The organism is uncultured Zoogloea sp., from assembly GCF_937894855.1.
GTDB classification, from domain to species: domain Bacteria; phylum Pseudomonadota; class Gammaproteobacteria; order Burkholderiales; family Rhodocyclaceae; genus Zoogloea; species Zoogloea oryzae.
This window is the reverse complement of the sequence record NZ_CALAYQ010000140.1, coordinates 1-12,767: the sequence shown is the minus strand read 5'-3', so window position 1 is coordinate 12,767 and position 12,767 is coordinate 1. Positions and strand designations below refer to the sequence as shown.

10 protein-coding genes are annotated in these 12,767 nt (G+C 67.7%); 6 read left to right on the top strand and 4 right to left on the bottom strand.

From position 1 onward, the window contains the following. Positions 1 to 34 precede the first annotated feature (34 nt). Both guaB and Q0672_RS15875 read left to right on the top strand, forming a co-directional pair. A complete protein-coding gene (gene guaB, locus Q0672_RS15880; protein WP_153161309.1) occupies positions 35 to 1,495 on the top strand; it encodes an IMP dehydrogenase in 1,461 nt (486 codons plus the stop codon). 135 nt (positions 1,496 to 1,630) lie between these two features. Further along, a complete protein-coding gene (locus tag Q0672_RS15875; protein WP_298623741.1) occupies positions 1,631 to 2,362 on the top strand; it encodes an ABC transporter ATP-binding protein in 732 nt (243 codons plus the stop codon). Positions 2,363 to 2,452: 90 nt separating this feature from the next. Here the strand turns inward: Q0672_RS15875 and hpnE are convergent, their stop codons facing one another. Genes hpnE through hpnC form a run of 3 tightly spaced genes read right to left on the bottom strand, consistent with a single transcriptional unit; the run spans position 2,453 to position 5,458 of the window. After that, positions 2,453 to 3,781, bottom strand: a complete 1,329-nt coding sequence (hpnE, locus tag Q0672_RS15870; RefSeq protein ID WP_298623739.1) for a hydroxysqualene dehydroxylase HpnE — start codon at positions 3,779 to 3,781, stop codon at positions 2,453 to 2,455. A 13-nt stretch (positions 3,782 to 3,794) separates the two neighbouring features. Beyond that, positions 3,795 to 4,631 (bottom strand): presqualene diphosphate synthase HpnD, encoded by an 837-nt coding sequence (hpnD, locus tag Q0672_RS15865; RefSeq protein ID WP_298623737.1) that lies wholly within the window; start codon positions 4,629 to 4,631, stop codon positions 3,795 to 3,797. A gap of 5 nt (positions 4,632 to 4,636) precedes the next feature. Beyond that, positions 4,637 to 5,458: a squalene synthase HpnC gene (gene hpnC / locus Q0672_RS15860; protein ID WP_298623735.1), complete on the bottom strand. Its 822-nt coding sequence runs from the start codon at positions 5,456 to 5,458 to the stop codon at positions 4,637 to 4,639. A gap of 178 nt (positions 5,459 to 5,636) precedes the next feature. Between hpnC and Q0672_RS15855 the strand changes: the two genes are divergently transcribed. The 3 genes from Q0672_RS15855 to Q0672_RS15845 all read left to right on the top strand — a co-directional run bounded on the left by Q0672_RS15855 (position 5,637) and on the right by Q0672_RS15845 (position 10,259). Continuing rightward, a complete protein-coding gene (locus Q0672_RS15855) occupies positions 5,637 to 6,290 on the top strand; it encodes an ABC transporter ATP-binding protein (RefSeq protein WP_298623842.1) in 654 nt (217 codons plus the stop codon). Further along, a complete protein-coding gene (locus Q0672_RS15850; RefSeq protein WP_298623732.1) occupies positions 6,287 to 8,788 on the top strand; it encodes an FtsX-like permease family protein in 2,502 nt (833 codons plus the stop codon). The genes Q0672_RS15855 and Q0672_RS15850 overlap by 4 nt, the downstream gene beginning before the upstream one ends. Before the next feature lie 367 nt (positions 8,789 to 9,155). Further along, the gene (locus Q0672_RS15845) at positions 9,156 to 10,259 is read left to right on the top strand and encodes a lipocalin-like domain-containing protein (RefSeq protein WP_298623730.1); all 1,104 of its coding nucleotides are present in this window, start codon (positions 9,156 to 9,158) and stop codon (positions 10,257 to 10,259) included. Between the two features lie 39 nt (positions 10,260 to 10,298). Here the strand turns inward: Q0672_RS15845 and Q0672_RS15840 are convergent, their stop codons facing one another. Further along, positions 10,299 to 11,345, bottom strand: coding sequence for a DUF4325 domain-containing protein (locus tag Q0672_RS15840; RefSeq protein WP_153161315.1), 1,047 nt, complete (start codon positions 11,343 to 11,345; stop codon positions 10,299 to 10,301). Between the two features lie 233 nt (positions 11,346 to 11,578). Here Q0672_RS15840 and Q0672_RS15835 point away from each other — a divergent pair. Continuing rightward, positions 11,579 to 12,767 (top strand): Clp protease N-terminal domain-containing protein (locus Q0672_RS15835; RefSeq protein ID WP_298623725.1); only part of this gene is annotated, 1,189 nt, incomplete at its 3' end.

Genomic DNA, 12,767 nt, shown 5'->3' with positions numbered 1-12,767 from the left:
GTATAATACGGATTTGATTCAAGGGATTAAAGCCATGCGAGTGATTCAGAAGGCGCTGACGTTCGATGACGTCCTTCTCATCCCGGCCCATTCCAGCGTTCTCCCGCGCGACGTCAACCTCCAGACGAAACTCACGCGCAACATTACCCTGAATATTCCGCTGGTGTCCGCAGCCATGGACACCGTCACCGAAGCGCGTCTTGCCATTGCTCTCGCCCAGGAAGGCGGGATCGGTATCGTTCACAAGAACCTTACCGCCCAGCAGCAGGCCGCCGAAGTGGCCAAGGTAAAGCGCTTCGAATCGGGCATCCTCAAGGATCCGATCACCATTCCGCCGACCATGACGGTCCGCGAAGTGCTGACCCTGACCCGCAGCCACAAGATCTCCGGCCTGCCGGTGGTCGAGAACGGCAAGGTCATCGGTATCGTCACCAACCGCGACACCCGCTTCGAGACCAATCTCGACCAGCCCGTGTCCGCCATCATGACGCCCCACGCGCGCCTCGTCACCGTCAAGGAAGGCACCAGCCTCGAAGACGCCCGCGCGCTGATGCACAAGCACCGTCTCGAGCGCGTGCTGGTCCTGAATGACGCTGGCGAACTGGCCGGCCTCATCACCGTCAAGGACATGATGAAGTCCACCGAACACCCGCTTGCCGCCAAGGACAGCCTCGGCCGCCTGCGCGTGGGTGCCGCCATCGGCGTCGGTGCCGGCACTGAAGAGCGTGCCGCGCTGCTGGCCGAGGCCGGTGTGGACGTGATCGTCGTCGATACCGCCCACGGCCACTCGCAAGGCGTGCTCGACCGGGTCAATTGGGTCAAGAAGAACTTCCCGCAGGTCGAGGTCATCGGCGGCAACATCGCCACCGCCGCCGCCGCACTGGCGCTGGTCGAAGCCGGCGCCGACGGCGTCAAGGTCGGCATCGGCCCGGGCTCCATCTGCACCACCCGCATCGTCGCCGGCGTCGGCGTGCCGCAGATCACCGCGGTCGACAACGTCGCCACCGCGCTGGCCGGTTCCGGCGTGCCGCTGATCGCCGACGGTGGCATCCGCTACTCCGGTGACATCTCCAAGGCCATCGCCGCCGGTGCCAACGTGGTGATGCTGGGCGGCCTGTTCGCCGGCACCGAAGAAGCGCCGGGCGAGACCGTGCTGTTCCAGGGCCGTTCCTACAAGTCCTACCGGGGCATGGGTTCGCTGGGCGCAATGCAGCAGGGCGCCGCCGACCGTTACTTCCAGGACAACGAAGGCAACGTCGACAAGCTCGTGCCGGAAGGTATCGAAGGCCGCGTGCCCTACAAGGGCGCTGTGACCGCGGTGATCCACCAGCTGATGGGCGGCCTGCGCGCCTCCATGGGCTACGTGGGCTGCGCCAGCATCGACGAGATGCGCACCCGCGCCGAGTTCGTCGAGATCACCTCGGCCGGCATCCGCGAATCCCACGTCCACGACGTGCAGATCACCAAGGAAGCGCCGAACTACCACGTGGATTGATCGTCCGCGATCGTCCCTGAGAGAAGGCAGCCGAGAGGCTGCCTTCTTTCGTTTGGGCGCCGGTGTCACCAGCGGGCGGCCGGTGGATAATCCCCCTCCGGCTGAACCTCTCCGCGTTTGCGCACTCCATCCGTCATGCTCAACCGAACCCGCACCGAAACCTCGACGACCGCTGCCGTGCTCGAACCCGTGGTGGAAGTCAGCCATCTTTCCCGCGCGGTGACGTCCGACGACGGCGCCAGGCTCTCCATTCTCGACGACGTCTCCTTCACCATCGCCGCCGGCGAGGCGATCGCCATCGTCGGCGCGTCCGGTTCGGGCAAATCCACCTTGCTGGGTTTGCTGGCCGGGCTGGATTCGCCCAGCGGCGGCAGCGTGCGCATCCGCGGGCAGGATCTGTTCGCCCTTGATGAGGACGGCCGGGCCGAGCTACGCGGGGCCTGCGTGGGCTTCGTGTTCCAGTCCTTCCAGCTGCTGCCGGCGCTCACCGCGCTGGAAAACGTGATGCTGCCGCTGGAACTGGCCGGCCGCCGCGATGCACGCCAGGAGGCCGAAAGCTGGCTCGGTCGGGTCGGGCTGTCGGGGCGGCTGGGGCATTACCCGCGCCAGCTCTCGGGCGGTGAGCAGCAGCGCGTCGCCGTGGCCCGCGCCTTTGCGCCGCGGCCGGCGCTGGTGCTGGCCGACGAGCCCACCGGCAACCTCGACGTGGCCACCGGCGAGGCGGTCATCGAGCTGATGTTCTCCCTCAACGCTGAATCCGGCACAACCCTGGTACTGGTGACCCACGACAACGCCCTGGCGGCCCGTTGTGGCCGCACCTTGCGGCTGGCGGCGGGGCGGCTGGAGTCGTCGACAGCGGCCTTGTAGGTCGGACTTCAGTCCGACAGCGCGGGTTGATCAAGCGGGGTTTGTCGGACTGAAGTCCGACCTACAGGATGCGACTGGCGGCGCCCCGGATCATGGCGCGCTCAGCAGGTTCTGCTCACGCAGCCCGCAGCGCTTGAGGATGCTGCGGCCGGCGATCACGCCGCTGTGCACCGCGGCTTCGATCGTTGCCGGGTATTCCGACGCCACGTAGTCGCCGGCCAGCCACAGGCCGGGATGGGGCGTGGCGCAGCGGGGGCGCTCGATGCCCGGCGTGCAGGCAAAGGTGGCGCGCTTTTCGGTGATGACCTGGGCCCACTTGAGCGCCGGCAGCGGGCCGAGGATGGCCTGGAGCTCCTGCAGCAGGGCGATCTCCAGCGCCTCCTTGCCGATTTCCTGATGGGCGCCGCTGGCGCTGATGACCACGCTCACCATCCCCTCCGGCCCGCCCAGCGCGGCGCGGTCGAAGGCCCACTGGCCGTAGCCGCCGCTCATGCCGATCATTGGCTCGGGGAAGTTCACCGGCCCGTCGAAGGCCAGCCAGGCGGTGACGATGGGCTCGTGGCGCAGGGCGTCGATCCGTGCCACCACCGGCGCCAGCGCCGGTAAGGGCTCGACCAGCGCGGCCACGTGGTAAGGCGCAGTGGCGACCACCACGTGGTCGTAGCGGGTGCTCCACGGGTCGCCGTCGAGGTGGAAATACTCGCCTTCGGGCTGGATGGTCTTGATCGGCTCGGCGGTGCGCACCGTGTGGCCGCGCATGGCCAGCCAGCGGGAAGCCGGCACCGGAAAGAGCTCGGACAGATCCACCTTCGGCAGCAGCAGATCCGAGGCCGACGCCGACGCGCCCAGGCTGTCCCGCAGCACGTTGGCGAAGACCTGGGCCGAGGCCTGGGCGACCGGCGTGTTGAGCGCTGCGACGCACAGCGGCTCCCAGATCAGGCGGGTGAGGGTGTCGGTCTGGCGGGTTTCGGCGAGGAGTGCGGAGACCGGGCGATCCGGTTCGACGACGAACTTGCAGCTTTTTAGGACACGCATCAGCCGGGCCATGGCGAGCTTGTCGGCAAGGCCGAGGCCGCGGGCGGTGAGGAGGCCCAGCGCCAGATGCAGCGGCGCAGGCAGCGGGGCGGCGCGCAGCTCGCACAGGCCGGGGTAGACCAGCGCCAGCCGGCGGGTTTCGAGCACGTTGGGTTTTACGCCCACCAGCCGCAGCATGCGCAGGGTTTCGGCGTAGGCGCCGAGGAGGATGTGCTGGCCGTTATCGACCCGGTAGCCATCCTTCTCGACCACCCGCGCGCGGCCGCCGAGGGTGCGCGAGGCTTCGAAGAGCGTGACCCGCGCGCCGCCGCGGGCGAGGGTGACGGCTGCCGCAAACCCTGCGTAGCCGCCGCCGACAACGGCGACCTGGGGCGCGAGGCTCATCGGGCGATACCGCTCATGCCCCGAACCACGTCTTGCCGGCGAGCCAGATCTTGCGCAGCGGGGTGAGGGAGGTGCGGCGGTCGAGCACCTGGAAGCCGTCGGCCTCGATCTCGTCGAGGAGGGTGCGGTAGATGGCGGCCATGATGAGGCCCGGGCGCTGGGCCTTGCGGTCTTCGGCCGGGAGCTGGGCGAAGGCCTGCTCGTAGAGCTGGCGGGCGCGCTTCGCCTGGAAGGCCATCAGCTCGCGGAAACCGTCGGAATACTGGCCGTCGAGGATTTGCTTGGCCGGCACGCCAAACTGCTGGAGCTCGTTGATCGGCAGGTAGATGCGGCCCCGGCGGGCGTCCTCACCCACGTCGCGGATGATGTTGGTGAGCTGGAAGGCGAGGCCCAGATCGTGGGCGTACTTGAGCGTCTGGCGGTTGGTGTAGCCGAAGATCTCGGCCGACAGCAGGCCCACCACGCTGGCCACCCGGTAGCAGTAGAGGTTGAGCGCCTTCCAGTCGAGGTAGCGGGTCTGCTGGAGATCCATCTGCATGCCGTCGATGACTTCGAGGAGCAGCTCGCGGGGCAGGTTGAAGCGCTGGATGACGTCCTTCAGGGCCTGGCCGACCGGGTGCTGGGGCGTGCCTTCGTAGATCAGCCCGACCTGATGGCGCCACCAGTCGAGGGTGGTGTGGGCGATCTGCGGGTCCTGGCATTCGTCCACCACGTCGTCCACCTCGCGGCAGAAGGCGTACAGGGCGACGATCGCCTGGCGCCGCTCGGGGGGCAGGAACATGAAGCTGTAGTAGAAGCTGGAGCCGCTGGCGGCGGCTTTCTCCTGGCAGTAGGCGTGGGGATCGGTCATGGGGGCTAGCGGGTGAGTGCGCGCCAGGCGAGGCGCAGCCAGTCGGCTTTGCCGAGGATCGGGCGGTGGTTGAAGACGTCGTAGGCGTTGGCCTCGATCTTGTCGAGCACGCCGAGGCCGCCCTGCACGATGAGGCGCAGTTCCCAGCCGATGCGGCCGGGCAGGCGACGGGCCAGGGGCGCGCCGTGGAGCATCATGGTGCGGGCGCGCTGGATCTCGAAATCCATCAGCGCCGAGAACTGGCGGGTGACCTCGCCCCCGGCGATGCAGGCTTCGGTCACGCCGAAGCGCTCCATGTCGGCCTGGGGCAGGTAGATGCGCTGCTTCTGCCAGTCGATGGCCACGTCCTGCCAGAAGTTGATGAGCTGCAGGCTGGTGCAGATCTGGTCGGACATGGCCAGGTTGTCCGGCGTGGCGGCCTTGTAGAGGTGCAAGAGCAGCCGGCCCACCGGGTTGGCGGAGCGCCGGCAGTAGTCGGCCAGATCGGCGAAATCGGCGTAGCGGGTCTTCACCACGTCCTGGCTGAAGGCGTCGAGCAGGTCGAGGAACAGGCTGATCGGCAGCTTGAATTGCCGGACGTTGTCGGCCAGGCGGTTGAAGATCGGCGCGAGCTTCGGATCGTCGATGGGCTTGCCCTGCTCGATGCAGAACAGCGCCCGGCGGTAGTCGTTGAGGTGGGCGAGGCGCACCATCGGCGGCGCGTCGCCCTCGTCGGCGATGTCGTCGGCCGAGCGCGCGAAGGCGTAGATGGCCTCTACCGGCTCGCGCAGATGCGCGGGCAGCAGGAAGGACGCAACCGGGAAGTTCTCGTAGTGGTCGACGGACATGGGCGGGCGGAGTATACCGGGCTCGGTGCGGCGTGAGGGGCGCGCAGAACTGTAGCGCCTACTGTAGGTCGGACTTCAGTCCGACAGACGAGGATTGCTGAAGCAGTGCTGTCGGACTGAAGTCCGACCTGCAGGAATGGCCCCCGCTCACCGCTCCCCCTCACTCCTTACCGCCGCAATGCTCGAAATCCACGGCCTCTCCCGCCACTTCAACGGCCGCCCGGTACTGGCCGGGATCAACCTCTCCCTCTCGCCCGGCGAATACGTGGCGATCGTCGGTGAATCCGGCGTCGGCAAATCCACGCTGCTCAACCTGATCGCCGGCCTCGACCGGCCCGATGGCGGCACGCTGTCCCTCGACGGCTGCGCCTACGCCGGGCTGGACGAAGACGCGCTCACCCGCCTGCGCCGGGACAAGCTGGGCTTCGTCTTCCAGGCCTTTCATGTGCTGCCCCATCTCACCGTGCGCCAGAACGTGGCGCTGCCGCTATGGCTGCAAGGCGTGGAGGGCGATGCGGCCGACGCGCCCGCGCAGCAGCTCCTCGACGCCGTGGGCCTGGGCGACCGGGCCGGCAGCTGGCCGCGGGAGCTCTCCGGCGGCGAGATGCAGCGGGTCGCCATCGCCCGGGCGCTGGTGCATCGGCCACGGCTGGTGCTGGCCGACGAGCCCACCGGCAACCTGGACCCGGCCAACGGCGCGCGGGTGCTGGATCTGCTCGCCACGCGCATCCGCGAGGCGGGGGCCATCGGCATCCTCGTCACCCACTCGCTGGAGGCGGCCGCCACCGCCGACCGGGTGCTGCGCCTCGACGCCACCGGCCTGCACGGATGAAGGCGCGGATGCTGGCGCCGGTCTTCCTTGGCTCGCTCGGGCGGCGGCGGGTGGCCACGCTGTTCTCCTTCGTCGCCATCGTGCTGGGCGTGGCGCTGGGGATGGCGGTGCAGGTGGTGCATGAGGCGGCGCTGAGCGAGTTTGGCCGCGGCATGCGCAGCCTGGCGGGTCAGGCGGATCTGCAGGTGGCGGGGCCGAAGGGCGGTTTCGACGAAGCCCTTTACACGATTCTCGCTGCGCGACCGGAGGTGGCCGAGGCGAGCCCGCTGGTGGAGCTGGATCTCAAGCTCGTCGGCCGCGACGAAACCCTGCACCTGCTGGGCGTGGATATCTTTGCGCTGGCCCGGGTCGCGCCCCGGCTGCTGCCGCGGCCGCGGGACGAGTCGGCGCGCTTTGCGGTGCTGGAAGATCACGCGCTGTTCATCAGCCACGCCGCGGCCGACGCCCTGGGCGCGCCGCCCGGAAAAAGCCTGCGGGTGCTGGCCGGCGCGGCGGAGGTGGATCTCAAGATTGCCGGCGATCTGCCCGGTGTGGAGGACGGCCGCCGTCTGGCGGTGATGGACATCGCCGCGGTGCAGGCGCGCTTCGGCCGCGTCGGGCGCCTGTCGCGGATCGACCTGAAGCTGGCCGAGGGCGTGATGCCGGACGTCGCCATCGCCCGGCTGCAGCCGCTGCTGCCGGCCGGTGTGGTGGTGACCGCCCCCGAGGCCGCCGAGGACGAAGCGGCCAACCTCTCCCGCGCGTATCGGGTGAATCTCACCATGCTGGCGGCGATTGCGCTGGTGACGGGGGGCTTTCTGGTCTTCTCGGCCCAGGCGCTGTCGGTGGTGCGGCGGCGCACGGAGTTTGCCTTCCTGCGCGCCATCGGCCTTGCCCGGCGGCAGCTTTTTGGCTGGCTGCTGGCCGAAGGGGCAGCGGTGGGGCTGGCCGGTGGCATCGTTGGTGTGGGTGTGGGTTATGGGCTCGCCTGGGGGGCGCTGGCGCTGCTGGGGGGCGATCTGGGGGCGGGATATTTTGCGGGGCTCAAGCCCGCGCTGGTCTTTCAGCCGGGGCTGACGGCGGCTTATGTGGGCTTGGGCGTGCTGGCCGGCGTGGCCGGGGCGTGGCTGCCGGCGCGGGAGGCGGCCACCGTGGCACCGGCCCGGGCGCTCAAGGCCGGCGACGAGGCGGCGCTGCTGTCGGGCCGCGGGCGACCATTGGTCGGGCTCGCGCTGCTGGTGGCGAGCGTGGCGGCGTGCTGGATTCCGCCGCTGGATGGCCTGCCCGTGGGCGGCTATCTGGCCGTGGCCTGCCTGCTGGCCGGGGGCGTGCTGCTGTTGCCGGCCGTGGCGGCGGGGCTGGCGCGGCTGCTGCCCGATCACGGCCCGGTGCCGGCCCGGCTGGCGGCGGCCCGCCTGGGCGCGGCCCCCGGCCATGCGGTGGTGGCGGCGGCCGGCGTGCTGGCGAGTGTGGCGCTGGCGGCGGCGATGGCGATCATGGTTGCGTCCTTCCGGGATTCGGTGGATGAGTGGCTGACCCAGCTGCTGCCGGCCGATCTTTACCTGCGCACCAGCCGCAGCGCCTCCAGCGGTTTTCTCGATCCCGCCCAGCAGGCGCGCATCGCCGCGGTGCCTGGCGTGGCGGAGCTGCGCTTCACGCGGATGGACAGCCTGCGCCTGGCGCCGGGACATCCACCGGTGGCGCTGCTGGCGCGCCCTCTGTCGCCCGACGGCGCCGGCCTGCCCCTGGTGGGCGCGGCGGTGCCGGGGCAGAGCGGGGTGACGATCTGGATCTCCGAAGCCGTGCAGGACATGCTCGGCTGGCGCCCGGGCGACGCGGTGACGCTGCCCCTCGCCGGGCGCAGCGTGCCGGTGCACGTGGGCGGGGTGTGGCGGGATTACGCCCGCCAGACCGGCGCGGTGATGATCGATTTGGCCGATTACCGGCGCCTCACCGGCGACCCGCTGGCGAGCGATGTGGCGATCTTCCTGAAGCCCGACGCGGCTCCGGCGGCGGTGGAGGCGGCGCTGCTCGCCACTGCACCGGCCGGGGCGCTGGAGGTGGCCCGGCCGGGCGAGATCCGCGCCATCACCCTGCGCATCTTCGACCGCACCTTTGCGGTCACTTATCTGCTGGAGGCGGTGGCCGTGGCGATCGGCCTTGCCGGCGTGGCGGCGAGCTTTGCGGCCCTGGCGGCGGCCCGGCGGCGGGAGTTCGGGATGCTGCGCCACCTGGGCCTGACCCGCCGCCAGATTGGCTGGATGCTGGCTCAGGAGGGCGCGCTGGCGGCCGGTGTGGGCGTGCTCGCCGGGCTGGCCGTGGGGGGCGCCATCGGGCTGGTGCTGATCGAGGTGGTCAATCGGCAGAGCTTCCACTGGAGCATGGATCTGCATGTGCCCTGGCTGTCGCTGACGGTGTTCGGCGCGGGGCTGGTGGCCCTCGGGGCCGGCGCGGCCGTGCTCGCCGGGCGGCAGGCGATGCGTCAGGACGCGGTACTGGCGGTGCGGGAGGATTGGTGATGGGACTACAGTGCAAAACGGGGGCCATGCAGCGCAGCGCTGCATGCGTGCACTTTTTAAGTGCAACACCCGAGTTCGGAACTTCAACGATGCTGAAAAAAGCATCGGCGCCGGAGTTCCGAACTCGACGATTGCTGCTTTTTGCTGCAACGATGCACCTATCAAGTGCATTTGCGGAGCTTCGAGCTCCGGCATTGATGCTTTTTGCAGCAATGGTGAAGCTCGGAACTGCGACGGTGCAGTTCAGAACTGCAATCGCAGCGCGATGGGCTCTGGCGATGCAGGCCGGCGCCCGGCACCCACGCCCGGGACGGGGCCGGTCCGTCCGCCCCGCTGCAACAGGCCTGCCCGACGCCGGAGGCGTGGCATGAAGCACGGCGCAAACCCCCATGGGATGCGCCGTCGCCTGCTGCTGGCGCTGGCGACCCTGCCTGGCTGGGGGGCGGCGCGGGCGGCGGATTTTGCCCCGGTGCTCCCCGGGCGGCGGCTGGTGTTTCCGGCGGATCACGGCGCCCATCCGGATTTCCGCACCGAGTGGTGGTATGCCACCGGCTGGCTGGCGCTGCCGGATGGGCGTCCGCTGGGTTTTCAGGTGACTTTCTTCCGGGTGCGAACCGGTGTCGGCGAGGGCAGCCCCAGCGCCTTCGCGCCGCGCCAGCTGGTGATGGCCCACGCGGCAATCGCCGACCCGCAACTGGGGCGCCTGCGCCATGACGAGCGCTCGGCCCGGGTGGGCTTCGGCCGCGCCGGCTTCGAGACCGGCCGCACGGCCGTGTGGTGCGGCGACTGGCGCTTTGCGCTGGAGGGCGGGCGCTACCGGGCGGAGGTGCGCGCGGCGGATTTCGCCTACGCGCTGGATCTGACGCCCGATGGCCCGCCGCTCCTCAACGGCAAGGCCGGCTTCTCGGCCAAGGCGCCCGATCCGCGCCACGCCAGCTACTACTACAGCCGGCCCCAGCTGGCGGTGAGCGGCACGGTGACGCTGGATGGCCGCAGCCAGCCGGTGACCGGCAAGGCCTGGCTGGATCACGAGTGGTCCAGCGAGCTGATGCCCGAAGGCGCCCAGGGTTGGGACTGGCTGGGCGCCAACCTCGACGACGGCAGCGGCCTGATGGCCTTCCGGATGCGTGGGCAGGACGGCAATCCGATGTGGTCCGCGGCCAGCTGGCGGGCGGCCGATGGCACGGCGCGCATCCTCACGCCTGCGGATGTGCGCTTCGAACCCCTGCGCGAATGGCGATCCCCCCGCACCGGCATCCGTTACCCGGTGGCCTGGCGGCTGACCGTGGCGGGCCGGGTGTTCGAACTGCAACCCCTCATCGACGACCAGGAACTCGACAGCCGCCGCTCCACCGGCGCGGTGTACTGGGAGGGCGCCGTGCGCCTGCTGGAAGGCAGCCCCCCCGGCCGCGAGGTGGGGCGGGGGTATCTGGAGATGACGGGGTATGGGGAGCGGATTAGGGTGGGGTGAGAGTTCCCCCGGTGCTGTGTAAGCAAATTTAACTGGTGTCTACACACCGGATGAGGCAGCAAGTGACTTGGCTCGAGAGATCATTCGACGAACGTCAGAGGAGGCATTTATTGGAGTTAACTCGATATTGGGGTGCTTTGCGCTGAAGACGCGGAATACTTCGTCAGCGAAAGCTTGACCGATGGATGTCACTCCGGTGAAATCAAGCATGACGACCTTGAATCGGTCGATTCTCGACAGTAGCCGCTTGGCTTGCGATCGAGAGACTAAATTGTCGTCCCCATATTGCATCAGTCTGACGGGGACTACCGTCTTGTTGAAGCCGTAGTCCTCTCCCGAAGAGAACTTGTCGAAGACTTTCTTGGTGGTCCGCGCAGTATGGTTGTGTAGCGTCATTGTTACCAAGGTACCTTCTTGCGGACGGTTTCGTTGGAGAATCCAATCCTCTTTCTTGTCAAACTGATGTGAGAAAAATACTTCTCCAGAGAGAATGTCAAACTCATCAAACATTCGTGACGAAAAAAAGATGCCTTCGCCCGAGTGGTTGGCCGGATCAGTCGTTAGCTTGCCTTTGGCCAGTTCTAGTACCGCGTGCCGCTCATCAACCAAATCGAGCGCGCTTCGAATCTTCTTGAAGATGCCGACACCGTTGTCGTAGATAGTCACGGTCGTAGATGCCGCGGTCTTTTTCACAGATATGAGAACGTCACTGGCATCCGAGTGGTCGATCACGTTGTTAAGCATCTCGGTGAAACCATAGTGCCAAATGTTCAGGACGTTTCTTGGCAGCTTTTCTAGCCGTGGCGCAACGTCGTTACGCCAAACTGAGTCTTCGGTCAGTGATGGTGTAAGCTCGTATTGATGACTCCATTGCAGCAATGGAGCAAGACGATAGAGCTTACTTCGCGTATTCCCGCTGACCACAACAGCCCCTTCGTCAACCAAGCGCTTTAGGTGCTTGTGGACGGCCTGCCTTGAGCAGGCGAATTTCTCTGCCGCGATGCGTACAACATCTGATGGATGCGCATCAATGTTCTCGATAAGAAATTTACGTACGGGTTCTCCGCCGGTTCGGACTGCGGGCATTTGTCAACCTCCTTTTGTTGTATTGTCAACGTTTCTGTCGTCTTGTCAACTGAGATCTGTGAAGTTTAAATCGCCCAGAATTGCATAGTTGTGTGCTGAGCTGCATTGGGTCCCTCGGGTAACGTGCGGTACGAGTGATGGAGCGCCCGCTTGTGAAGCGTGGCTAAACGACGTGAACTTGAAAGTCTCATTTTGTGCCTCATCTATGCCGCAGACAGAAATCCGGAGGCCCTATGCGCTACGACAAGTTCACCACCAAATTCCAGCAAGCCCTCGCCGATGCCCAGAGCCTCGCGGTGGGCAACGATCAGCAGTTCATCGAGCCCCAGCACCTGCTGCTGGCGCTCCTCAATCAGGACGACGGCAGCACTGCATCGCTCTTGCAGCGGGCCGGCGTGAATGGCGCCGGGCTGAAGGCGGCGCTCGTGAAGGCGCTGGAGCGTCTGCCCAAGGTGCAGGGCCACGGCGGCGAAGTGTCCGTCGGGCGTGATCTGGGCAACCTGCTCAACCTCACCGACAAGGCCGCTCAGCAGCGCGGCGACGAGTTCATCGCCAGCGAGATATTCCTGCTGGCCCTGGCTGACGACAAGGGCGAGACCGGCCGCCTGCTGAAGGAACACGGCCTGACCAAGAAGGCGCTGGAGCAGGCCATCGATGCCGTGCGCGGCGGCCAGAACGTGGGCAGCGCCGACGCCGAGAGCCAGCGCGAGGCCCTGAAGAAGTATTGCGTCGATCTGACCGACCGCGCCCGCCAGGGCAAGCTCGACCCGGTGATCGGCCGCGACGACGAGATCCGCCGGGCGATCCAGATCCTGCAACGTCGCACCAAGAACAACCCGGTGCTGATCGGCGAGCCGGGCGTGGGCAAGACGGCCATCGTCGAGGGCCTGGCCCAGCGCATCATCAATGGCGAAGTGCCCGAAACCCTCAAGGGCAAGCGCGTGCTGGTGCTCGACATGGCCGGGCTGCTGGCCGGCGCCAAGTACCGTGGCGAGTTCGAGGAGCGCCTGAAGGCGGTGCTCAACGACATCGCCAAGGACGAAGGCCGGATCATCCTGTTCATCGACGAGATCCACACCATGGTGGGCGCCGGCAAGGCCGAGGGCGCCATCGACGCCGGCAACATGCTCAAGCCCGCGCTGGCCCGGGGCGAGCTGCACTGCATCGGCGCCACCACGCTGGACGAATACCGCAAGTACATCGAGAAGGACGCCGCGCTGGAGCGCCGCTTCCAGAAGGTGCTGGTGGATGAACCGAGCGTGGAATCGACCATCGCCATCCTGCGTGGCCTGCAGGAGAAGTACGAACTCCACCACGGCGTGGACATCACCGACCCGGCCATCGTCGCCGCGGCCGAGCTGTCCCACCGCTACATCACCGACCGCTTCCTGCCCGACAAGGCGATCGACCTGATCGACGAGG